The sequence below is a fragment of the Enterobacter cloacae complex sp. 397G4 genome, assembly GCF_050031515.1.
GTDB classification, from domain to species: Bacteria; Pseudomonadota; Gammaproteobacteria; order Enterobacterales; family Enterobacteriaceae; genus Enterobacter; species Enterobacter hormaechei_C.
This window is the reverse complement of sequence record NZ_JBLGWE010000001.1, coordinates 979,150-1,002,415: the sequence shown is the minus strand read 5'-3', so window position 1 is coordinate 1,002,415 and position 23,266 is coordinate 979,150. Positions and strand designations below refer to the sequence as shown.

22 protein-coding genes and 1 tRNA gene are annotated in these 23,266 nt (G+C 55.2%); 7 read left to right on the top strand and 16 right to left on the bottom strand.

The features are described 5' to 3' along the window. Positions 1-29: 29 nt before the first annotated feature. Positions 30-770, top strand: a complete 741-nt coding sequence (dpaA, locus tag ACQG1Y_RS04745) for a peptidoglycan meso-diaminopimelic acid protein amidase (RefSeq protein WP_006810008.1) — start codon at positions 30-32, stop codon at positions 768-770. Here the strand turns inward: dpaA and ACQG1Y_RS04740 are convergent. Then, positions 741-1,508, bottom strand: coding sequence for a class II glutamine amidotransferase (locus ACQG1Y_RS04740; RefSeq protein ID WP_017383120.1), 768 nt, complete (start codon positions 1,506-1,508; stop codon positions 741-743). The two genes, dpaA and ACQG1Y_RS04740, sit on opposite strands and share 30 nt — an antisense overlap. 48 nt (positions 1,509-1,556) lie before the next feature. Continuing rightward, entirely contained in the window at positions 1,557-2,135 is a 579-nt protein-coding gene (lpcA, locus tag ACQG1Y_RS04735; protein ID WP_003863232.1) for a D-sedoheptulose 7-phosphate isomerase, read from the bottom strand. Positions 2,136-2,374: 239 nt separating this feature from the next. Between lpcA and fadE the strand changes: the two genes are divergently transcribed. Next, positions 2,375-4,819 carry an acyl-CoA dehydrogenase FadE gene (gene fadE, locus ACQG1Y_RS04730; RefSeq protein WP_368740808.1) on the top strand — a complete coding sequence of 815 codons (2,445 nt, stop codon included), beginning with the start codon at positions 2,375-2,377 and terminating at the stop codon, positions 4,817-4,819. A 106-nt stretch (positions 4,820-4,925) separates the two neighbouring features. Further along, a complete protein-coding gene (locus tag ACQG1Y_RS04725) occupies positions 4,926-5,696 on the top strand; it encodes an amidohydrolase (protein ID WP_017383119.1) in 771 nt (256 codons plus the stop codon). Between the two features lie 85 nt (positions 5,697-5,781). Here the strand turns inward: ACQG1Y_RS04725 and ACQG1Y_RS04720 are convergent, their stop codons facing one another. The 9 genes from ACQG1Y_RS04720 to dnaQ all read right to left on the bottom strand — a co-directional run bounded on the left by ACQG1Y_RS04720 (position 5,782) and on the right by dnaQ (position 14,884). After that, complete coding sequence (locus ACQG1Y_RS04720; protein ID WP_033487738.1) at positions 5,782-7,383, bottom strand: gamma-glutamyltransferase family protein; 1,602 nt, start codon at positions 7,381-7,383, stop codon at positions 5,782-5,784. A 9-nt stretch (positions 7,384-7,392) separates the two neighbouring features. Beyond that, entirely contained in the window at positions 7,393-8,268 is an 876-nt protein-coding gene (locus ACQG1Y_RS04715; RefSeq protein WP_426736681.1) for an ABC transporter permease, read from the bottom strand. Positions 8,269-8,270: 2 nt separating this feature from the next. Continuing rightward, positions 8,271-9,212 (bottom strand): ABC transporter permease, encoded by a 942-nt coding sequence (locus ACQG1Y_RS04710; RefSeq protein WP_015571382.1) that lies wholly within the window; start codon positions 9,210-9,212, stop codon positions 8,271-8,273. Positions 9,213-9,230: 18 nt separating this feature from the next. Continuing rightward, the gene (locus tag ACQG1Y_RS04705) at positions 9,231-10,745 is read right to left on the bottom strand and encodes an ABC transporter substrate-binding protein (protein WP_368740809.1); all 1,515 of its coding nucleotides are present in this window, start codon (positions 10,743-10,745) and stop codon (positions 9,231-9,233) included. A 2-nt stretch (positions 10,746-10,747) separates the two neighbouring features. Continuing rightward, positions 10,748-11,830 carry an ABC transporter ATP-binding protein gene (locus ACQG1Y_RS04700; protein WP_015571384.1) on the bottom strand — a complete coding sequence of 361 codons (1,083 nt, stop codon included), beginning with the start codon at positions 11,828-11,830 and terminating at the stop codon, positions 10,748-10,750. Further along, positions 11,827-12,840: an ABC transporter ATP-binding protein gene (locus tag ACQG1Y_RS04695; protein WP_015571385.1), complete on the bottom strand. Its 1,014-nt coding sequence runs from the start codon at positions 12,838-12,840 to the stop codon at positions 11,827-11,829. The genes ACQG1Y_RS04700 and ACQG1Y_RS04695 overlap by 4 nt, the downstream gene beginning before the upstream one ends. After that, positions 12,837-13,556, bottom strand: a complete 720-nt coding sequence (locus ACQG1Y_RS04690; RefSeq protein ID WP_301731306.1) for a FadR/GntR family transcriptional regulator — start codon at positions 13,554-13,556, stop codon at positions 12,837-12,839. The genes ACQG1Y_RS04695 and ACQG1Y_RS04690 overlap by 4 nt, the downstream gene beginning before the upstream one ends. A gap of 387 nt (positions 13,557-13,943) precedes the next feature. Continuing rightward, positions 13,944-14,020, bottom strand: a tRNA-Asp gene (locus ACQG1Y_RS04685). Between the two features lie 132 nt (positions 14,021-14,152). Beyond that, positions 14,153-14,884, bottom strand: a complete 732-nt coding sequence (gene dnaQ, locus ACQG1Y_RS04680) for a DNA polymerase III subunit epsilon (protein WP_003863237.1) — start codon at positions 14,882-14,884, stop codon at positions 14,153-14,155. Here dnaQ and rnhA point away from each other — a divergent pair. Next, positions 14,838-15,416 carry a ribonuclease HI gene (gene rnhA / locus ACQG1Y_RS04675; protein WP_160840538.1) on the top strand — a complete coding sequence of 193 codons (579 nt, stop codon included), beginning with the start codon at positions 14,838-14,840 and terminating at the stop codon, positions 15,414-15,416. The genes dnaQ and rnhA overlap by 47 nt on opposite strands. Here rnhA and ACQG1Y_RS04670 read toward each other — a convergent pair whose 3' ends face one another. After that, entirely contained in the window at positions 15,417-16,133 is a 717-nt protein-coding gene (locus ACQG1Y_RS04670) for a class I SAM-dependent methyltransferase (protein WP_017383714.1), read from the bottom strand. A 32-nt stretch (positions 16,134-16,165) separates the two neighbouring features. Here ACQG1Y_RS04670 and gloB point away from each other — a divergent pair, with 32 nt between their 5' ends. Then, entirely contained in the window at positions 16,166-16,924 is a 759-nt protein-coding gene (gene gloB / locus ACQG1Y_RS04665) for a hydroxyacylglutathione hydrolase (protein WP_032671408.1), read from the top strand. Between the two features lie 68 nt (positions 16,925-16,992). Then, positions 16,993-18,357: a murein transglycosylase D gene (gene mltD / locus ACQG1Y_RS04660; protein ID WP_032671409.1), complete on the top strand. Its 1,365-nt coding sequence runs from the start codon at positions 16,993-16,995 to the stop codon at positions 18,355-18,357. Positions 18,358-18,409: 52 nt separating this feature from the next. Here the strand turns inward: mltD and ACQG1Y_RS04655 are convergent, their stop codons facing one another. The 3 genes from ACQG1Y_RS04655 to ACQG1Y_RS04645 all read right to left on the bottom strand — a co-directional run bounded on the left by ACQG1Y_RS04655 (position 18,410) and on the right by ACQG1Y_RS04645 (position 21,374). After that, a complete protein-coding gene (locus tag ACQG1Y_RS04655) occupies positions 18,410-19,183 on the bottom strand; it encodes a class I SAM-dependent methyltransferase (RefSeq protein ID WP_015571390.1) in 774 nt (257 codons plus the stop codon). Between the two features lie 77 nt (positions 19,184-19,260). Next, positions 19,261-20,061: an endonuclease/exonuclease/phosphatase family protein gene (locus ACQG1Y_RS04650; protein ID WP_026080641.1), complete on the bottom strand. Its 801-nt coding sequence runs from the start codon at positions 20,059-20,061 to the stop codon at positions 19,261-19,263. A 137-nt stretch (positions 20,062-20,198) separates the two neighbouring features. Then, positions 20,199-21,374, bottom strand: a complete 1,176-nt coding sequence (locus ACQG1Y_RS04645) for an MFS transporter (protein WP_047735164.1) — start codon at positions 21,372-21,374, stop codon at positions 20,199-20,201. A 103-nt stretch (positions 21,375-21,477) separates the two neighbouring features. On the opposite strand from ACQG1Y_RS04645, the gene yafC reads away from it, so the two are divergent. After that, positions 21,478-22,383, top strand: coding sequence for a DNA-binding transcriptional regulator YafC (gene yafC, locus ACQG1Y_RS04640; protein ID WP_015571393.1), 906 nt, complete (start codon positions 21,478-21,480; stop codon positions 22,381-22,383). A 30-nt stretch (positions 22,384-22,413) separates the two neighbouring features. Here the strand turns inward: yafC and dkgB are convergent, their stop codons facing one another. Further along, positions 22,414-23,217: a 2,5-didehydrogluconate reductase DkgB gene (dkgB, locus tag ACQG1Y_RS04635; protein ID WP_063413137.1), complete on the bottom strand. Its 804-nt coding sequence runs from the start codon at positions 23,215-23,217 to the stop codon at positions 22,414-22,416. Between the last annotated feature and the right edge of the window lie 49 nt (positions 23,218-23,266).

Genomic DNA, 23,266 nt, shown 5'->3' with positions numbered 1-23,266 from the left:
GGTCATTGTTTTATCAAGGAACCAGTAGTATGCGTAAAATCGCATTGTTCATTGCGATGCTTCTGATACCGTGCATGTCGTTTGCCGGGCTGCTTGGCAGTAATAGTTCAACGACGCCGGTCAGCAAAGAGTATAAACAGCAGTTGATGGGATCCCCGGTTTATATTCAAATCTTCAAGGAAGAGCGCACACTCGATCTGTTTGTCAAAATGGGCGAGACGTATCAGCTGCTCGATAGCTACAAAATCTGTAACTATTCTGGCGGGCTGGGGCCGAAACAGCGCCAGGGTGACTTCAAAAGTCCGGAAGGGTTTTACAACGTTCAGCGTAACCAGCTAAAACCGGACAGCCGCTTCTATAAAGCGATTAACATCGGTTTCCCCAATGCCTTCGACCGTGCACACGGTTACGAAGGGAAATACCTGATGATTCACGGTGCCTGCGTGTCTGTCGGTTGTTATGCGATGACGGATTCCGGCATTGATGAAATCTTCCAGTTTGTCACGGGCGCACTGGTCTTCGGCCAGCCGAACGTTCAGGTCAGCATCTATCCGTTCCGTATGACGGATGCGAACATGGCGCGCCATAAGTACTCTGTTTACACAGATTTCTGGAAACAGCTAAAACCGGGCTATGACTACTTCGAGCAGACCCATAAGCCGCCGGTGGTGTCCATCGTCAATGGCCGTTACGTGGTGAGTAAACCGCTCAGCCATGAAGTGGTTCAGCCGCAGCTGGCGTCAAATTACGCGGTCCCCGAGACAAAATAGCGCCCACTCGCCTGGCATGATCTTTTGCCAGGTTTCGTTGCCGGTCAGCGGCTGCGTTGCAATGACAGTGACCACATCGTTCGGTGTGGTCTCCTTCTGAAAATCAATTTCCACATCCTGATCGAGCAGCGTGGCGACGCCAAACGGCGCACGTCGGGTGATCCAGAACAGATTCGTCGAGCAGAACGCCATCACGTAGCGCCCGTCAGACAGCAGCATATTAAAGACGCCCTTCTCGCGTAACTCAGACGCCAGTGACGCTATGTACTTAAAAACGGCGGTCATGTTGCCGGGCGTACGGGGGTAGCGCTCGGTCAGCTTGTGCAGCAGCCAGCAAAATGCTTTTTCGCTGTCCGTTTCACCGACAGGACGGAAATTGCCGGTTTCCAGCGACTTATAGCCCGAAAGCTGCCCGTTGTGCGCATAGGTCCAGTTACGGCCCCACAGTTCACGGGTAAACGGATGGGTATTTTCCAGCGCCACTTCGCCGCGATTTGCCTGGCGGATATGGGCGATCACCGAACAGGATTTAATAGGATAGTCCTGCACCAGTCTGGCAATGGGTGAGTTAAAGCTGGGTTGTGGATCTTTAAACGTGCGACATCCTTTGCCTTCGTAGAAGGTAATACCCCAGCCGTCTTTATGCGGCCCGGTTCCTCCACCGCGCTGAACCAGCCCGGTAAAACTAAAGCAGATATCGGTTGGCACATTGGCGCTCATCCCGAGCAGTTCGCACATAGATCACCTCCACAACAGCGGGGGGCACCGGCGCCCCCCAGCGAAGTCTTACTTAACCATCTCTTTTTCGATCAGTTGGATCAGGATGTGGATCACTTTGATGTGAATTTCCTGAACGCGATCCGCATAACCGAAGTGTGGTACACGGATTTCAATGTCCGCTGTACCGTCCATCTTACCGCCATCTTTCCCGGTAAGGGTGATCACTTTCATGCCCTTCTCACGCGCGGCGGCGATCGCTTTGATCACGTTAGCAGAGTTACCGGATGTGGAGATACCCAGCAGCACGTCGCCTTCACGGCCTACGGCTTCAACGTAGCGGGAAAAGATATGGTCGTAACCGAAGTCGTTGCCTACACAGGAGATGTGGCTCACGTCGGAAATCGCAATCGCCGGGTAGCCCGGACGGTTTTCACGATAGCGTCCGGTCAGCTCTTCGGCGAAGTGCATGGCGTCACAGTGGGAACCGCCGTTACCGCAGGAGAGCACTTTACCGCCGGCTTTGAAGCTGTCGGCAAGCAGGACCGCCGCGCGCTGAATAGCGTGAATATTGGCATCATCTTTCAGAAAATTCGCCAGCGTTTCCGCCGCTTCGTTCAGTTCGTTACGAATAAGATCCTGGTACATGAGGATAATCCTTCAGTATTGATGAAATAACACAGTGGAGTGTACCGGATAGCAGTAAAAGCGAGAAGCTAAAGCCATGCGAATCGTCCGGCGTTTTGATTTTTTGTGCCGGCTAAAACGCGAACAATGTGAACCAGGTTGTAATTATTTTGTAAACACATTGCTAAAGGAAATGACATCAACTACAACCATATCATCACAAGTGGTCAGACCTCCTACAAGCAAGGGAGCTTTTCTTTATGATGATTTTGAGCATTTTCGCAACCGTTGTGCTGCTCGGTGTGTTGTTCTATCACCGTGTCAGTTTATTCCTGAGTAGCCTGATTCTTCTGGCCTGGACGGCTGCACTTGGCGTCGCTGGTCTGTGGAATATCTGGGTCCTTGTTCCCCTGGCCATCATTTTGCTGCCGTTCAACCTGACGCCGATGCGTAAGTCGATGATCTCTGCGCCGGTGTTCAGGGGATTCCGTAAAGTGATGCCGCCGATGTCGCGTACAGAGAAAGAAGCGATTGACGCCGGTACAACCTGGTGGGAAGGCGATCTGTTCCAGGGCAACCCCGACTGGAAAAAGCTTCACAACTATCCGCAGCCGCGTCTGACCGCCGAAGAACAAGCCTTTATTGATGGTCCGGTAGAAGAAGCGTGCCGCATGGCAAACGACTTTGCCATCACTCACGAAATGGCCGACCTGCCGCCTGAGCTGTGGGCATACCTGAAAGAGCATCGCTTCTTCGCGATGATCATTAAGAAAGAGTACGGCGGTCTGGAATTCTCCGCTTACGCTCAGGCTCGCGTACTGCAAAAACTGGCGGGTGTCTCCGGGATCCTGGCGATCACCGTTGGCGTGCCAAACTCCTTAGGCCCGGGCGAGCTGTTACAGCATTACGGTACAGAAGAGCAGAAAGATCACTACCTGCCGCGTCTGGCGCGTGGTCAGGAAATTCCGTGCTTCGCGCTGACCAGCCCGGAGGCAGGCTCCGATGCCGGCGCAATTCCTGATACCGGCGTGGTTTGCATGGGCGAATGGCAGGGCCAGCAGGTGCTGGGCATGCGCCTGACCTGGAACAAACGTTATATCACCCTCGCACCTATCGCCACGGTGCTGGGCCTGGCGTTCAAACTCTCTGACCCGGAAAAACTGCTGGGCGGTGAAGAAGAGCTGGGTATTACCTGTGCGCTGATCCCAACCTCAACCCCGGGCGTTGAAATTGGTCGCCGTCACTTCCCGCTGAACGTACCGTTCCAGAACGGTCCTACCCGCGGTCAGGATATCTTTGTTCCGATTGACTACATCATCGGTGGCCCGAAAATGGCCGGGCAGGGCTGGCGTATGCTGGTGGAATGTCTGTCTGTGGGCCGCGGCATTACCCTGCCGTCGAACTCAACCGGCGGTCTGAAATCGGTGGCGATGGGGATTGGGGCTTACGCGCATATCCGCCGTCAGTTCAAAATCTCCATCGGCAAGATGGAAGGTATAGAAGAGCCGCTGGCGCGTATTGCGGGCAATGCCTACGTGATGGACGCCGCAGCCTCGCTGATTACCTACGGCATTATGCTGGGCGAAAAACCCGCCGTGCTGTCAGCGATTGTGAAGTATCACTGTACCCACCGCGCACAGCAGTCAATTATTGATGCAATGGATATCGCAGGCGGTAAAGGTATCATGCTCGGCGAAGGCAACTTCCTGGCGCGCGGCTATCAGGGTGCGCCGATTGCCATCACCGTAGAAGGGGCAAACATCCTGACCCGCAGCATGATGATCTTCGGCCAGGGTGCGATTCGTTGCCATCCTTACGTGCTGGAAGAGATGGCTGCCGCGCAGAATAATGATGTGGATGCCTTCGACAAGCTGCTGTTCAAACATATCGGTCACGTCGGCAGCAACAAGGTGCGCAGCTTCTGGCTGGGCCTGACGCGCGGGCTGACCAGCGCGACGCCAACCGGCGATGCGACCAAACGTCACTACCAGCATCTGAACCGTCTGAGCGCCAACCTGGCCCTGCTGTCTGACGTCTCAATGGCCGTCCTGGGCGGTAGCCTGAAGCGTCGCGAACGCATCTCCGCCCGTCTGGGTGATGTGCTGAGCCAGATCTTCCTGGCCTCTGCGGTGCTGAAACGCTACGACGATGAAGGCCGTCAGGAAGCGGATCTGCCGCTGGTGCACTGGGGCGTTCAGGATGCGATGTATCAGGCCGAACAGGCGATTGACGATCTACTGGCGAACTTCCCGAACCGCTTCGTAGCGGGTGCCCTGCGCGCGGTGATCTTCCCGACCGGTCGTCATCACCTGGCGCCGTCCGACAAGCTGGATCACAAAGTGGCAAAAATCCTCCAGGTACCAAGCGCAACCCGCTCTCGTATTGGTCGGGGTCAATATCTGGCACCTACCCCGCATAACCCGGTAGGTTTGCTGGAAGAGGCGCTGCTTGACGTGATGGCCGCCGACCCGATTCACCAGAAGATCTGCAAACAGCTGGGCAAAAACCTGCCGTTTACACGACTGGATGAGCTGGCAAAACAGGCGCTGGCGGGTGGCATCATCGACAACAGCGAAGCTGCGATTCTGGTGAAAGCCGAAGAGAGCCGTCTGCGCAGTATTAATGTGGATGATTTCGAACCTGAAGAGCTGGCGACACAGCCGGTAAAGCTGCCAGAGAAGCACCGCAAACCTGAAGCGGCATAAGGCCTTTTGCTCCCACAAACCCCGCCCCGCGCGGGGTTTTTATTGCCACATTTTCTGGTAATGACGTGCTACAGTGTCAAAAAGTGTTTATTAAGGAGCCTGTATCGTGCCTGGTTTAAAGATTTCTGTTTTGCAGCAACCTTTAGTGTGGATGGACGGCCCCGCCAACCTTCGCCATTTTGATCGCCAGCTGGAAGAGATTACCGGACGCGATGTGATTGTCCTGCCGGAGATGTTTACCACAGGTTTCGCGATGGAGGCAGCAAAACAGTCCATGCCGCAGGACGAGGTGGTGGCCTGGATGCACGCCAGGGCGCAGGAAACAAATGCGCTGATTGCCGGTAGCGTCGCACTCCAGACCGGGCGCGGACCGGTCAACCGCTTCCTGCTGGTCGAGCCGGAAGGAAAAGTCCATTTCTACGATAAGCGCCACCTGTTCCGCATGGCGGATGAACATCAACATTATGAAGCCGGAAGCGAACGCGTGGTATTTGAATGGCGCGGCTGGCGTATTCTGCCGCTGGTCTGCTATGACCTGCGCTTCCCGGTGTGGTCGCGCAACCGCAACGATTATGACCTGGCGTTGTACGTCGCCAACTGGCCCGCCCCACGCTCCCTGCACTGGCAGGCTTTACTGACCGCGCGCGCGATTGAAAATCAGGCTTATGTCGTTGGCTGTAACCGCGTGGGAACGGACGGCAACGGGCATCACTATCGCGGTGACAGCCGGGTGATAAGTCCGCAGGGTGAGATTATTGCCACCGCCGAGCCGCATCAGGCAACACGAATTGACGCTGAGATCTCGTTAACGGCGTTAAAGGAGTATCGGGAGAAGTTTCCGGCCTGGCAGGATGCAGATCCGTTTAGCATTGGTTGAAAAAAAGCCGGGTGACGGCTGCGCCTTACCCGGCCTACAAAAAGCACAGCGTAGGCACGGTAAGCGCAGCGCCACCGGGCGTTAATTAACTCACCAGCGCCTGCCCGTCTTTGCGGCTTTCCGTCGCGGCCACGTAGTGCCCTTCCGGCATACGGTAAATCACCTGCGCACCGCCGAAGTTATAATCCTGAAGCGGATCTTCCACCACGATCTGATGCCCGCGCTCGCGCAGCGCCGCGATAGTATTGCGATCGAACGTTGATTCGACGATCACCTCCCTGCCCTGCACCACGCGCCAGCGCGGTGCATCGATTGCCGCCTGCGGGTTTTGCCCGTGCAGCATAATGCGCAGCGCCATCTGCATGTGCCCCTGCGCCTGCATCGGGCCGCCCATCACGCCGAAGGACATCAGCGGCTTGCCGTTGCCGTCCATCGCAAATCCCGGAATGATGGTGTGGAACGGGCGCTTGCTGCCCGCCAGCGCGTTCGGGTGCGCAGGATCCAGCACAAAGCCGCAGCCCCGGTTTTGCAGGCTGATCCCGGTATCCGGCACCACGATCCCTGAACCGAATCCCATATAGTTGGACTGAATAAACGAGACCATCATCCCACTCGCATCCGCGGTGCTGACGTAAACAGTCCCGCTCTGCGTCGGCGATCCGTACACAAAATCAGAGGCGCTATCGTGGTTGATAAGCGCGGCGCGCGACTTCAGGTAATGGTCACTCAGCAGCTCTTTTGCCGCGAACGCCATATGTTCTTCATCCGCAACGTAGCGGTCGAGATCCGCCAGCGCCAGCTTCATCGCCTCGATGGAGAGATGAAGAGACTGCACGGAATCCGGGTGATGCTTCTCAATGCCGCACTGCTCAAGAATGCCGAGCGCAATCAGCGTGGCGATCCCCTGACCGTTAGGCGGCAGCTCCTGCACCGAACCGCCCGCGAAGTCGCGCGACAGCAGGTCTACCCAGTCCACGCGGTGGTTTGCCAGATCCTCTGCCGTCAGATGCGCACCGTGTTCTTTGGCAAAGGCGGCAATTTTCTGCGCCAGCTCGCCGCGGTAAAACGCGTCACCGTTAGTTTTGGCAATCAGCTCCAGCGAGCTGGCCTGCGCCGGGTTACGGAAGATTTCCCCCACGCGCGGGGCGCGGCCTTCCGGCGCGAAGCAGGCGCTGAAGCCCGGCTGATCTTTCAGCTTGCTATAGCCTCGCTGCCAGAGATGACCAATCAGCGGCGAGACGGGAAAGCCGTTGCGCGCGTAGTCAATGGCAGGCTGCGCCAGCGTGGTCAGCGGCAGCGTGCCGAAGCGCTCCGCCAGCGCGACCCAGCCGGATACCGCTCCCGGCACGGTCACCGCGTCCCAGCCAATTTCCGGCACTGCGCTTTTTCCGGCAAACAGATCCGCATGCCAGCTGGCCGGCGAGCGGCCTGATGCGTTGAGGCCGTGAAGCTTTTCACCGTCCCAGACGATGGCAAAGGCGTCGCTGCCGATCCCGTTGCCGGTCGGCTCAACCACCGTCAGCGCCATCGCGGTGGCAATGGCTGCATCGACGGCATTGCCGCCCAGTTGCAGCATCTTCATCCCCGCCTGCGCCGCCAGCGGCTGCGACGTGGCAACCGCGTTATGGCCCAGCATCGGCGGGCGGCGTGAATCGTAACCGGACGTAAAATCAAGCGCTTTGGTCATCATGACTCCTTAGTCGTGGCGCGGATCGAGCGCATCGCGCAGCCCGTCGCCGAGTAGATTAAAGCCCTGCACGGCAAGGAAAATCGCCACGCCGGGGAAAATGGACATCCACGGAGCCTGCTCCAGAAACCCTTTCGCGGTGTTGAGCATGGAGCCCCAGGACGGATTTGGCGGCTGCTGTCCCAGCCCCAAAAACGACAGGCTGGCTTCGGCGATAATCGCCGAGGCGATCGCCAGCGTGGCCTGCACGAGGATCGGCGACATCACGTTTGGCAGGACGTATTTAATGATGATCCAGCGATCCGGCAGGCCAATCGCCCGCGCGCCGTCGATATACTCTTCGTTGCAAATGGCGATCACCTGGCCGCGCGTCAGCCGGGCGAAGATCGGCATTGCCGAGAGACCAATGGCGATCATCGCATTCGTCAGGCTTGGGCCCAAAAATGCCCCCAGCGCGATCGCCATGATCAGGAACGGACAGGCCAGCAAGGCCTCAATAAAGCGCGAGATCACGCCGTCCCACATCTTCTGGAAGTAGCCCGCCACCAGCCCCAGCGGCACGCCGATGACCACGGCAATAATGACCGACATACAGCCCGCCATCAGCGAGGTGCGCGCCCCCCAAATAATGCGGGATAAGATGTCACGCCCCAGCTCGTCGGTGCCGAACCAGTACATCGCCGACGGCGCTTTGCGCACCGCCAGGAAGTTGGCTTTGACCGGGTCGAAGGGGGCGATCCACGGCGCCAGCAGCGCCACCAGGACAAAAAAGCCCACCACAAGCGCGCCAATCACCGCGCTTTTATTGCCGAGAAATTTCTTCAGCACCCGGTTCTGCGCGCGCGGCAGCGTGGGGGCAACGGTTTGCGTCGTCAGTTCCGCCATGGTTAACCTCGCATTTTCGGGTTGATAAGGACGTAGAGCACGTCGGCCAGCAGATTGAGCATCAGGAAGCCGATCGCCACGATCAGCACCACGCCCTGCACCACCGCATAGTCACGATTGAACACCGAGTCGACGATCATTTTGCCAAAGCCCGGAATGGTGAAGACCTGCTCGGTCAGCACCGCGCCGCCCAGTAGCTCGCCGAACAGCAGCGTGGTGAGGGTGATTACAGGCACCAGCGCGTTGCGAAAGGCGTGCTTCAGGATCACTGCTTTCGGCAGCAGCCCCTTAGCGCGCGCGGTGCGGATGTAATCCGCCTTCAGTACCGCAATCATCGACGCACGGGTATGGCGCATCAGCGTCGCCGCCAGTCCGGTTCCGAGCACGGACGCGGGCAGCAGCAGCGTGCGCAGGTTCTGGATCGGATCTTCACTGAATGGCACATAACCGGACGCAGGTAACCATTGCAAGTTCACCGAAAAGACCAGAATCAGCAGGATCCCCAGCCAGAAGTGCGGAATTGATATCCCCGAGATCGCCACAAAGTTCGCCCCGTGATCGACCCAGCTGTTTTTATTCACCGCCGCAAGGATCCCCATGCTGATGCCAAACACCAGCGCGATGATCATCGCCAGCAGAGAGAGCTCCAGCGTGACCGGCAGCTTGCTGGCAATCAGCTGCGTGACCGGTTCATGCGTGCGCAAGGAGACGCCCAGATCGCCCTGCAGCGCGCGCGTTAGCCAATGGAAATACTGCACGGGGATCGGCGCATCCAGATTAAGCTCAGCACGCAGTTGGGCAATGACCGCCGGATCGCGCTCCTCCCCGGCCATGGCGATCAGCGGGTCGCCGGGCAGCAGCTTTTGCAGCCCGAACACCATCATGCTCACCAGCAATAGCGTCGGGACGGCCAGCAGCAGACGTTTGCAAATCAGTTCCAGCATGGGTTCTCCTCAGGACGTTTATTTTGCCAGCGTCAAACCGGCCAGATGCACGATGCCGTCCGGGTACGGCTTAAAGCCCTGCACGCTTTTGTTCAGGCCAAAAATGCGCGGCTCGAAGTAGAGGTAGGCAATCGGCATGTCGGTCTGGAGTTGCTTCACCACCTTGTCGTACAGCGGCTGGCGTGCGGCCTGGTCGGTGCTCTGACGCGCCTGAGTCAGCCATTCATCGATCTGCGCGTTACTGTAGCGGCCGTCGTTCAGGGTGCCTTTACTGTTGATAAAGCCGTAAATGCTGCCATCCGGATCCGGGCGCCCCGACCAGCCGGAGAAGCTCAACTGGTAGTCACCGCTCTGCTGGCGATCCAGCAGCGTGGCGAACTCGGTCATTTGCAGGTTCAGGTTAAAGCCCGCCTCTGCCACCATCGCCTGCAATACCTGTCCCACCTGCTGCGAGGTTGGGTTGTTTGGCACCAGCAGATTGACGCTCAGCGGCGTGGTCACACCGGCGGCTTTCAGCAGCGCTTTGGCTTTATCGACGTCGCGCGGCGGGACCGGCAGGTTAACGTGGTACGGGCTGACCGGTGAAAACGCCTGATTTGCCGGGGTGTAGAGCCCTTCAAAGACCACCTGGTTTAACGCATCGCGATCGATTGCCTGAGAAAACGCCTCGCGCACGCGGGCATCTTTGAACGGATCGTTGGCCGGCACCTTGCCGTTGTTAATATTGAAGGTGATCCCCTGATAGCCCAGACCGGTGACCTTCGCCAGCGCCAGCTTGCTGTCGGCTTCGACGGTTTTGACGTCGCTGGCGGCAATGCCCTCGGTCAGGTCAAGATCGCCCGCGCGCAGGTTCGCGAGACGCACGGAGGCATCCGGGATCGGCAGATAGATGATTTTGTCGAAGTGATAGGCGTCTTTGTTCCAGTAGTTGTCGAAGCGGGTCAGAACGATGCGGTCCTGCGACACGCGGCTGTCGAATTTGTATGGACCGGAGCAGACGGGATGGGCGGCAAAGTCAGGCTTTTTCGCCGCATCGGGTGCCATCATCGCGCCCGCGCGGTCGGTGAGCTGCATTAGCAGCGCGGCATCCGGTGTTTTCAGGTGCAGCGCAATCTGCATCGGGCCGGTGACCTCGACCGATTCAACGGATGAGATCTCGCTTTTACGCAAGGAGCCTTTGAGGGTCAGGGCGCGGTCGAGGTTGTATTTTGCCGCAGCGGCATCAAATTTTTCACCGTCGTGGAAGGTCACACCTTCGCGTAGATCCATAGTCAGCGTTTTGCCATCTTCGCTCCAGGCCCAGGATTTTGCCAGACCCGGCACCACTTTCAGGTGCTCGTCGACGTCCACCAGCCTGTCGCACAGGGAGGCAAACACGAAACGGCCATAGTAGGTGCGCGCCAGATGCGGGTCGAGCATATCCGGGTCGGCCCCCAGGCCGATCCGCAGCACGCTTTCAGAATGGGCGGGCAGCGCCGCGCCAAGCAACATAACACTTCCCAGTACGGTCAAAAGAGAATTACGCATTGTCATTATCATGAGTTCCTTGAAGGAAGGGAGGAGTGAGTGGCCGCGTGTTCAAACAGCGCGCGGCGGCGCAGAAAAGCGGCGGATGGCGGTGCGATCTGGATAACGCTGCGATCGCGATTGATCTCCTGCCAGCGATGGCAAGCAACCTGACGTCCGCCGTCGAGCACCTGATTAATCGGCTCGATCTGGCGGCATTCATCTGTAACGTAGGGGCAACGGGTGTGGAAACGGCAGCCGGACGGCGGGTTAGCCGGGTTCGGTAAATCACCCTGCAACAGCGGCGTATCCCGCGCTACGCCTGGCTGCATTTGCGGCGCTGAGGCAATCAACGCCTGGGTATAAGGATGCAACGGTGCGTCGAAGATGTCGTCGACGGTGGCCAGCTCGACGATTTGCCCAAGATACATTACCGCCACGCGGTCGCTCATATGACGGATAACCGCCAGCCCGTGGGCGACGATCACCATCGTTAGCCCCAACTGGTGCTTCAGGCTTTCCAGTAAATTAACCACTTGTGCCTGAACGGAAACGTCCAGCGCAGAAACCGGCTCATCACCAAGCAGCAGCTTTGGGCCTGATGCCAGCGCGCGCGCAATGCCGATACGCTGGCGCTGCCCGCCGGAAAATTCGTGTGGATAACGCCCGGCCCAGGCTGAGGGCAAGCCGACCGTCCTGAGTAGCTCGGAGACGCGGTACTGGCGATCCGTTTTTTTCATGTTCTGATGCAGCCACAGCGGCTCACCGACAATTTGCTCCACCGTCATGCGCGGGTTCAGCGAAGCGAAGGGATCCTGAAAGATGATCTGTAGCTCACGCCGGAGCTGGTTCAGACGGGCGCCCGAGGCGTGGGTGATCTCCTCACCCTGATAAAATACCCGCCCTTCGCTGGCGCCTAGCAGGCGCAGCAGCAGACGACCAAGGGTGGATTTCCCGGAACCCGACTCGCCGACAATTGCCAGCGTTTCGCCAGGCATCACCGACATCGAAACTCGGTCGACAGCGGTGACAAAGCGGGCCGGCGTAAACAGTTTTTTCGGGCCGGGGAAAAGCTTGCTCAGATCGCGGGCTTCAAGAATGGGCATGGTCATGCGGTCTCTCCCAGGGCAATGTGGTGTTCGAGCGGCACGCGGAAGCAGGCAACCTGATGGCCCGTACCGAGCGTAGTGAGCGGTGGTTTTTCAGCATGACAGCGCGTCTGCGCGAAGGGACATCGGGTGGCAAAGCGGCAGCCTTGAGGCATGGATTCCGGCAGCGGGACCGATCCGGGAATAGTTGATAGCTGGCCTTTACGCGCACCCATAGAAGGAAGGGAACCCATAAGGCCAATGGTATAGGGGTGCTGCGGATCGGCAAACAGGGCTTCAACACTCCCCTGCTCCACTACCTGTCCGGCATACATCACCGCCACCTGCTGCGCGACTTCAGCCACCACGCCTAAATCGTGGGTGATCATCAGCACCGCCGTGCCCGTTTCTTCTTTTAAAGTATTGAGCAGGGAGAGAATTTGCGCCTGAATGGTCACGTCCAGAGCGGTAGTGGGTTCGTCAGCAATGAGTAGTTTGGGATGGTTTATCAGCGCCATCGCTATCATCACGCGCTGGCGCATACCGCCGGAAAGCTGATGCGGGTAAGCCTTAAGGCGCATCTCTGCGGCCGGGATCTGCACCTTCTCCAGGATCTGTAGCGCAACCGTCATCGCCTCAGCCCGGGAGATCGTTTGATGGCGCATCACCGCTTCACTGAGCTGATCGCCAAGCGTGAAGGCCGGGTTGAGCGAGGTCATGGGCTCCTGGAATATCATCGCCAGTTCGCTGCCGCGCAGATCGGCATACTCCCGCGGCGAGAGCTTGCGCAGATCCTGGCGGCGGAAATTCATCTCCCCGCTGACGATCCTGGCGCTGGCAGGTAATAACCCCATCAGCGCCAGGGAAGTGATGCTTTTACCGCAGCCGGACTCGCCTACCAGCGCCAGCGTTTCTCCCGCCCTGACCGTCAGCGAGATATCGTCGAGCACGCTCACCGGCGAGCCCGCGAATTTAACGTTGAGGTTTTGCAGCCGCAGTACGGGCGTGGAGTCCTTAAAGGGTATCGTCGTCATAGCGTGGAATCGTCCTCAAGGTGGATAGCCTGAATCAGGGCGGTTTGCAGGCTGAGCAGGTGTTCGCGCATGGCGGCAGCTGCTTCATTAGGCTGGCGATGAATAATCGCTGACATGATTTTGTGATGGTGGTCGTTGTAGCTATCGACACGTTCAGGGGTGCGGGCAAGTTCGCGTAAATGCTGCCAGCCAGGCTCCCGGCGGACGGCATCTATCGCATCAAAAAGCCCAAGCATCAGGCGGTTACCTGCTGCCTCCGCAATGGCGCGGTGGAAGGCGCTATCCCACAGTTCGTTGAGATCGCGGTCATCCGGGCTGACCTTATTAATGCGTTCCAGCATACGCTGCATGAGCGCGAGGTTTTCCCTGGTGGCACGCAGTGCCGCAAGTCGGGCTAAGCCGGGTTCGAGCTGTAGTCGAGCTTCCATGACTTCCAGCAGGTTGGTTTGCTGAACCAATCCCTGAAGCGCCAACGGCTCAACCGGGGCAGATGGACCAATGAAGGTACCCTTGCCCTGCTTGCGCCAGATACGCCCTTCCTCTTCCAGCACGTCCAGCGCGCGACGCACTTCACGTCGGCCTACGCCGAGAGTGTCCGACAGCTCACGTTCAGTGGGCAGCGGAATGCCTGGTGTTGACTCGTGCTGGTTGATAAGCCCGCGCAGCTGCTCAAGCGCGGTACTGGAATTAGCTAAAAACCGTGAAGGCTTTTTCATATTGGTTCGCTCGCTTTCATCATTGCTTTATTTTTATTAATAATAAGTTATTGATATGACGCAGAACTTAACGTGCTAGTAATTAAGCAATTAACGAACCAATAGCGTATTGGTTCGTTAATTTTCTGAAAAATGATCGGTAACCGAATGATTTCCTACCAATTATTTTACATAATTATTACATAGGAAGATGGGCGCGAAGGTAAAAATGGGCAAAAAACGCACAAAAACAGTGCAAATAATGCACTAAAATCGTGCATTTGTTAATAAAATGCACCGTACTTATTAACTTTTTGTTAATGGAAATAAAAAGAGGAATAAACAATATTCGAGGGACTATAAAACGACGAAAGCCTGAATCATTTCTGACTCAGGCTTTCTGAATAGTGGCGGAACGGACGGGACTCGAACCCGCGACCCCCTGCGTGACAGGCAGGTATTCTAACCGACTGAACTACCGCTCCACTGTTCCCGTTTGGGGAACGAGGCGAATATTACGGTTTGCCTCTGAACTCGTCAACGCTTTTTCTCAGGTTTTGAATCGTTTGCTGCAAAATTCACCCAAACGGTGATTTAACAAACGTTTCAGCACATTTTCACGTGCGCCACAGACAGCTTCCGCCCTTCTTCTGCACTAAATCGAGACGAGATTCATGGTTCATCAGTTCTTCATCACTGGCTAAAACAACCCGCAGGCGATTCGCCTGACGCACAATACGCTGAATTCCCCCTTCATCCCGCGTCTGCTGGGATTCATTTTCCATACTGAATTTCATCGACGTTTGCCCGCCGGTCATGGTCAGGTAGACATCGGCCAGGATCTGGGCATCGAGCAACGCGCCGTGCAGCGTTCGCTTGGTGTTGTCTATCTCATAGCGAGAGCACAGGGCATCAAGGCTGTTACGCTTGCCGGGGAACATCTTCCTTGCCAGCGCCAGGCTATCCGTGACTTTACAGAACGTATTCGTCTTCGGAATATCACGGTTGAGCTTGCTGAACTCATAGTCCATAAAGCCGATATCGAACGACGCGTTATGAATGACAAGTTCCGCACCTCTGATGTAGTCGAGAAATTCATCTGCGACGTCGGCAAAGGTGGGCTTATCCAGCAAAAACTCATCGGCAATTCCGTGAACGCCGAACGCTTCCGGGTCCACCAGCCGATCGGGTTTAAGGTAAACGTGGAAGTTGTTGCCCGTAAGGCGACGGTTCACCACTTCAACGGCACCAATCTCAATGATTTTGTGCCCTTCGTAGTGGGCGCCAATCTGGTTCATACCGGTGGTTTCGGTATCAAGAACAATCTGGCGAGTAATTGCAGTGCTCATAGCGGTCATTTATGTCAGACTTATCGTTTTACTGAACGTTTCAAATACAGGAAGTCTACCAGAGATGCGTAAACAGGTAGAAATTTTCACCGATGGATCTTGTCTCGGTAACCCAGGGCCCGGCGGCTATGGCGCCATTATGCGCTATCGCCAGCATGAAAAAACATTTAGTGAAGGCTATTTCCTGACCACCAACAACCGCATGGAGTTGATGGCGGCCATCGTGGCGCTGGAAGCGTTAAAAGAACATTGTGACGTGGTGTTGAGTACCGACAGCCAGTATGTCCGCCAGGGCATTACCCAATGGATCCACAACTGGAAAAAGCGGGGCTGGAAAACGGCAGAGAAAAAACCCGTCAAGAATGTCGATCTCTGGAAGCGTCTTGATGCCGCCCTCGGTCAGCACGAAATCAAATGGGAGTGGGTAAAGGGGCACGCCGGTCATCCTGAAAACGAACGCTGTGACGAGCTGGCTCGCGCGGCGGCATCCAACCCGACCCATGAGGATGCAGGTTATCAACCTGAATCCTGATCACGGTTTTTTGTACTGCCGCGTGGCCCCCACGGTCTGGCGGATCCGCGTTTTTGATTTGCTTTGCTTCATCGGGTTGAGCGTAAGGGGGATCGTCCTCTTACGCGCGACAATAAATTGCATGCACCCCAGCGCGGGTAAATGGGTGCTTAATAAGACCCCGCCTTTACGCGTCCAGGGGATGACCTGAAAACCCCCGTAGCTTAGCACTTCGAAATTTAACAGTGAAAGCCAGTCCAGCTGGCGCATCATGGTAAACATCCTGCTGTTATAAGGCGGCGTGCGACGCAGAACGGGCGTCAGTTTACGTAGCCCCATCAGACTCAGCGGATTAAAACCGCTCAGGATCAGCCAGCCGTCATCAATCAAAACGCGGTCGGCTTCCCGCAGCAGACGATGGGGATCGCTGCACCAGGGCAGCGTGTGGGCGAGCAGACAGGCATCAATGGATTTTTCCGCAAACGGCAAATGCAGCGGATCCGCTTTCACCTGAACCGGGGAGCCATTAAGCGATACGCTAACCTGATGCGAGATAGCGCAGCTTTCGGTATTGATTTCTGCGCTCAGATTGCCAATCTTAAGCAGGTGAAAACCATACATTTTCGCGAGCCAGGGTTTAAGCTGAAGTTCTAAGGCCTCGCGATAATATTCACCCCAGGGCAACTCTGCCCAACGTTCCGGTGGTGCGACAGTCTGAGGTATCCTTGCCGGTTTCATCAAAACACCCGCCACGCTATAAGAGGTAATGCATGAATCTTATCAGTATTTCCGCCTTTCAGGACAATTACATCTGGGTTTTAGTCGACGACGATCGCAGATGCATCATTGTTGATCCAGGCGAATCCGCACCGATCCTGCACGCGATTAAAGAAAACGGCTGGCAGCCGGAGGCGATCCTCCTTACCCATCACCATCACGATCATGTCGGCGGTGTTCCCGATCTCCTTGCACGCTATCCCCATCTACTCGTCTACGGACCAGCAGAGACACAGGATAAGGGTACGACGCAAGTTGTTGAAGAAGGCGAAAGTATCCTCATCCTCGGGTGGGAGTTTTCCGTATTTGCTACGCCAGGTCACACTTCCGGTCATCTCTGTTTCTACAGCAAACCTTATCTGTTTTGTGGCGACACGCTGTTTTCTGGCGGCTGTGGAAGGCTGTTTGAAGGCACGCCAGAACAGATGTATCAATCTTTACAAAAAATTAATGCGCTGCCAGCCGACACCGTAATTTGTTGCGCACATGAGTATACATTAGGGAATATGAAGTTTGCTGCAAGCGTGCTGCCTGAGGATCGGGCGATTCAGGATTATTACCAGAAAGTGAAGGAGTTACGTGCAAAAAACCAAAAAACACTCCCCGTAATTCTGAAAAATGAGCGACAAATAAATTTATTTTTAAGAACTGATGATGTTGATTTAATTAATAAAATTAATCAAGAAACAAATTTGTTACAACCTGAAGCGCGATTTGCATGGTTAAGGTCAAAGAAAGACAACTTCAGATAATTGCGGGTTGCCTTTTCAAAATTTCGCCGTTATCATCGCTCGTCTTTTAAGCAACTATTGACACACACATGAAGGCAAAAGCGATATTACTCGCCTCTGTCCTGCTTGTAGGTTGCCAGTCACAAAACGGCAGCAACGTACAACAGCACGCACAGAGCCTTTCTGCGGCTGGTCAAGGGGAAGCAGGGAAGTTTACGAGTCAGGCGCGATGGTTGGACGATGGGACATCCTTCGCGCAGGAACAAGACTTGTGGGCCTCTATTGGCGACGAGCTAAAGATGGGAATTCCGGAAAACAGCCGGATTCGCGAACAGAAACAGAAGTATTTGAGAAATAAGAGCTATCTCCACGATGTAACATTACGGGCAGAGCCGTATATGTACTGGATAGCCGGGCAAGTTAAGAAACGTAACATGCCTATGGAACTGGTACTACTACCCATAGTGGAGAGCGCTTTTGACCCGCACGCGACGTCTGGCGCCAATGCAGCAGGCATCTGGCAGATCATTCCGAGCACAGGGCGAAATTATGGTTTAAAGCAGACCCGCAACTACGATGCGCGTCGTGATGTTGTCGCTTCAACGACAGCCGCTCTCGACATGATGCAACGTCTGAACAAGATGTTTGACGGCGACTGGTTATTGACCGTCGCGGCGTATAACAGTGGTGAAGGTCGTGTACTGAAGGCAATGAAAGCGAATAAAGCGCGTGGAAAATCCACAGACTTCTGGTCGCTCTCACTGCCACAGGAAACAAAGATTTACGTACCGAAAATGCTGGCACTGGGCGATATTCTCAAGAACAGCAAACGTTACGGTGTACAACTGCCAACACCAGACGAAAGTCGTGCACTGGCGCGTGTCCGCCTCAGCAGCCCGGTTGATATTCAACAGGTTGCCGATATGACGGGTATGTCGGTAAGTAAGCTTAAAACCTTTAATGCAGGTGTTAAAGGCTCCACGCTGGGCGCTAGTGGCCCTGGCTATGTGATGGTTCCGCAGAAACATGCGGAACAGTTACGAGAGTCTTTGGCTTCGGGTGAAATTGCAGCCGTTCAGTCCACGCTGATCGCTGATACGTCGCCTGTAAGTAGCCGCAGCTATAAGGTGCGTTCAGGTGATACGCTTTCAGGTATTGCATCACGTCTTGGCGTGAATGCGAAAGATCTCCAGCAGTGGAATAATCTGCGCGGATCTGGTCTGAAAGTGGGTCAAACGCTGACCGTAGGTGCAGGTAGCAGCGCACAGCGTCTCGCTAAGAACAGCGATAGCATTACCTATCGCGTACGTAAAGGCGACTCGCTGTCCAGTATTGCTAAGCGTCACGGCGTAAACATCAAAGATGTGATGCGCTGGAACAACGATACTGACAACCTGCAACCTGGCGACCAGCTGACGTTGTTTGTGAAAAACAGCGCTACGCCAGATTCCTGATAGTACGATCGCTTGTTAAAAAGGCACCGATTCCCCTCGGTGCCTTTTTTATTTATCCCGCTTTTTGCGCTTCAGCCATAATGGTGTCGCTGGTAAACGAACCATCATCATGCAGTTCAAAGTACGCCTTCACGTCAGCAGAGGCGCTCTCCTGATACAATCGGATCGCCTGAGTCAATGCCTCGGGTGTGCGCATCCGTGCAATCCATGATGTGAACTCCAGCGGCAAACGGTCGGTTATCAATGAGCGTGAAATCAAGCCGGCTTCGGTGATAAACGTAAGCCACTCTCCACTGGAGTAGTTTTGCACGTGCGAGGTATCACGCAGCGCTTCAACCGTCTGGAGCCAGATATTTCGTACTGGATGTCCGGGAGACATCACGTCCATGATGATGAAGATTCCGCCCGGTTTGAGCACGCGTTTCACTTCCCGTAATGCCTGCCCCACATCATGCCAGTGGTGTGCAGAGTAACGGCTAATCACAACCTCAAACGACGCATCCTCAAAGGGTAAAGATTCAGCGTAGCCCTGGCGCGTCGTGACGTTATTCAGCCCTTTCGCTTTCGCCGCTTCAGCAACCACATCCAGCATCTGGCTCGATAAGTCATATGCCGTCACCTGAGCAACCTGCTGTGCGGCGGTAAAACTGGCGTGCCCAGCCCCGCAGCCTAAGTCCAGCACGTGCGCGTCAGGAAACGCGGCGAGCCGTTCGCCGAGACGTACCAGATCGCGGCCAGAGGCGTGCACGGCGCTGCTCAGGTAGGCACTTGCCTGAGAACCAAACTGTTTTTCGACGTTGTCATGATGGGAGTGTGTTGTTGTCATGTTGCTGTCCTTTTATGGGTTAAAAAATAAAGGGCAGCACCCGCACAGGCCTGCCCCACGGCAGACCTGACGCACCATTATTTATCAGGTTTGCCGGGACTGAATTCAACTAGTAGAGGATTATGATCGGAGGCGCGCGTCACCAGAACGGAGGCGTCGTGCACGCTTAAACCCCGATAGAAGACAAAATCGAGAGGACGACCAAACGCTTTCTTGCGCTGGTCATCGTTAAAACGAACTTCACGCAGCGACATTTCACGCGCGAAGCGGTACAACGCGTTCATACGCGGACGGCTCCAGGCATTGAAGTCCCCGGCCATAATGATCGGCCCACTGTGATGAGCAATCTGATCGCCAATGGGTAGTAACTGCTTACTGTACACATCAACACCCAGGCTGAAGTTCACCGCATGAATGTTTACCACCATCAGCAGACGGGTGTCGGGCAACGGATAGACCGTGACCAGCGCCGATTTTGCCAGACGCAGGATTGGCTCACGTTCACGCAGCGGGCAGCAATAGACCGGATGTGCGGCTGAAAGGGTCATCACCCCAGAAGGATGCTGTGGCAGAACAAAGGCAGGCACCTGATCGGCTGCAAGATAGTTTGTCGTTGCAAACCTGACCAGCTCAGGCGTGGTTTGCGCCTCCTGTAACAGAACCAGATGCGCATCTTTACCAAAATTTTTAAGTACGGATAACCACTCCGCACGCTGTTGTTTAAAGATGTTCCACACCAGTACGCGAATTTTTTCGTCACTGCTTAATGGCGTGCCCGCTGGTAATGCCTGACCCAGGCTCGCAAACGACCCCGGAGGCAAGATCCTCTCCGCGGGCATTCCGGCAACATAACGCATGGCATAGGTATTTTTTCGCACTTTTGGAAACGACCTCTGTAACATGAACCAGCCCGGAAAACGGACTGGTTCTAATGTTATAGGGATTTTAGGTCACACTTTCAACGCAATTACTGAGAAACCGCTTTCCAGTTTTGTAAGCAAGCACTTACTGATACTTATCCAAGCGCGATACGAGCGGATTTATCAAGCCGTCCACTCAGACCAATAAGCAGGAAAGCGACAAGCACAATTACCGCACCAATCCATGGCGTTTGGGTTAATCCAACGTGTTCAACCGTCTGCCCGCCGATAACCGATCCGAGTGCGATACCGATATTGAATGCGGCGATATTCAGGCCGGATGCGACATCCACCGCATTGGGCGTAAAGCGTTCGGCTTTCTGTACAACATAGACCTGCAATCCCGGTACGTTACCAAACGCGAATATTCCCATAACCAACACAGTTACCAGCGCTGCGTATTGTATCGACGCGGTGAACTGGAAAATCATCAGCAGGACAACCAGCGCGGCGAAGATAAATTTTAGCGCCGGTACCGCACCATGCTTATCTGCAAGCTTGCCGCCCCAGATATTGCCGATTGCGACGGAGATACCGTAGCCCAGTAAAATCCAGCTCACTGCGCCCGGAGAAAAACCAGCCAGTTCCTGCATCATCGGTGCAAGGAAAGTGAACGCAGTGAACACACCTCCATAACCCAGAGCCGTAACGGCATAGATCAGCAGCAGGCGCGGGTGTGTCAGAACCTTAACCTGATCGCTCAGGCTGGCGCTCGCGCGCCCCGGAATACTGGAGGGCACCAGTAGCAGGCTGGCTACCAGAGCAATTACGCCCAACAGCGATACCGCGAGGAAGGTTTCTCGCCAGCCAAAATGTTGCCCAATAAACGTTCCTAACGGCACGCCGGTGACCAGCGCGACGGTTAAGCCGCCAAACATAATCGCAATGGCTGATGCCGCTTTCTCTTTTGGCACCAGGCTGGTTGCAATCGTGGAGCCGATGGAGAAGAAGACACCGTGCGCGAGGCCAGTCAGCAAACGGGCAATGACCAGAGTGGTGTAGTCCGGAGCCTGCCACGCCAGAATATTGCCGGCGGTGAAGAGCACCATCAGGGCAACTAACAGTTGTTTACGTGGAAAGCGTCCAGTCAGTGCGGTCAGCACAGGCGCCCCAACAGCGACGCCTAACGCGTAAATAGATACCAGCAGCCCGGCAGAAGGCAGCGAAATGGCGAGTTGTTCAGCAATAGTGGGAACAAGTCCTACAATAACAAATTCGGTCGTGCCAATTGCGAAGGCACTGATCGTCAGGGCAAGAAGCGCCAGTGGCATAAATACTCCGTCTCTTCAGGATTAAGATGACAGGCAGTATGCGCCAGTGTTTAAATAACAAAAATGGTTAGAATCTCAATAGAATTTTGCGGATGATGCAATAATGAAAGCCACATCGGAAGAACTGACTATCTTTGTTGCCGTTGTTGAAAGCGGCAGCTTCAGCCGTGCGGCCGAACAGCTCGGGCAGGCGAACTCCGCCATCAGCCGCTCGGTGAAAAAGCTGGAGATGAAGCTCGGGGTAAGTCTGCTCAACAGAACAACGCGGCAGCTCAGCCTGACGGAAGAAGGTGAACGTTATTTTCGCCGCGTACAATCCGTTTTGCAGGAGATGGCGGCAGCTGAGACGGAAATAATGGAGTCGCGTAGCACTCCGCGTGGATTGCTACGCATTGATGCGGCGACGCCGGTCGTGCTTCATTTTCTGATGCCGTTAATCAAGCCATTCCGGGAACGTTATCCGGAGATGACTCTGTCCCTGGTCTCTTCAGAGACGTTTATTAACCTGATTGAGCGTAAAGTTGATGTGGCGATCCGCGCGGGAACCCTGACGGATTCAAGTTTACGCGCTCGCCCACTGTTCACCAGCTACCGCAAAATTATCGCGTCACCGCAATATATTGCAGAGCATGGCAAACCGGAGACCGTTGAGGAGCTGAAGCAGCACCTGTGCCTGGGCTTTACGGAACCTGTCTCGCTGAACACCTGGCCCGTGGCCTGTCATGACGGACAACTTCATGAGATCACTTGCGGACTTTCGTCTAATAGCGGAGAAACGCTGAAACAGCTTTGTCTTGAAGGAAATGGGATCGCCTGTTTATCAGACTATATGATTGATAAGGAAATAGCTGCGGGTCAGCTTGTAGAACTGATGGCTGACAAACGCTTACCTGTAGAGATGCCTTTTAGCGCAGTGTATTACAGTGACAGAGCGGTAAGTACGCGCATACGCGCTTTTATCGACTTCCTTAGCGAACATATAAAAACAGCTCCCGGAGGAGCTGTGTGAGGGTTTAAGGGTACAGAGGAAGGGCTTTTATTAATCCCAGTCTGGTGCTAACCCTTCCGGGCTGACCAGACGATCGTTGCATTCCAGTGCAGCGATCGCGTTTTTATCTTCATCATCAAGCTGGAGATCCCGCGCTAACAGGTTACTTGCCAGGTTTTCACGTTTGGTTGAAGACGGGATCACGGCATAGCCCTCACCCATCGCCCATGCCAGGATCACCTGTGCGGCTGTCGCATTGTGTTTTTCAGCGATGCGTGCAATCACTTCATCTTTCAGCGCCTTACCATATGCCAGCGTCATGTACGAGGTGATGTGAATACCATGCTGTTTCGCCCATTCCACGACTTTGTGGTTTTGCAGGTAAGGAGAGAGTTCAATCTGGTTGGTGGCAATATTTTCTTTACCCACTGCGGCAATGGCCCTTTCCATCAACGGGATGGTGAAGTTAGAGATGCCAATTTTACGCGTTAAGCCCTGCTCTTTCGCTTCCAGCAGCGCCTGCATGAACTCCTCCACAGAGACGGCATCGTCAGGTGATGGCCAGTGGATCAGCGTCAGATCAACATAGTCAGTACACAGCTTTTTCAGACTTTCCTTCAGGCTTGGGATCAGCTTGTCTTGGCTGAGATTCTCAATCCAGATTTTAGTGGTGATGAAAAGTTCGTCGCGCGGTACGCCACTCTCTTCGATGGCCTGGCCTACGGCAGCTTCGTTATCATAAATCTGCGCCGTATCAATAGCACGATAGCCCAACTCAAGTGCGGTTTTAACAGATGCGATAACAACGTCGTCTTTCAGGCGGAAAGTGCCCAGACCCAGTGCAGGGATAGTCATATGATTCCTCAATCGTTATGTTCATAAACTGAGGAGAATTATCGCTGTA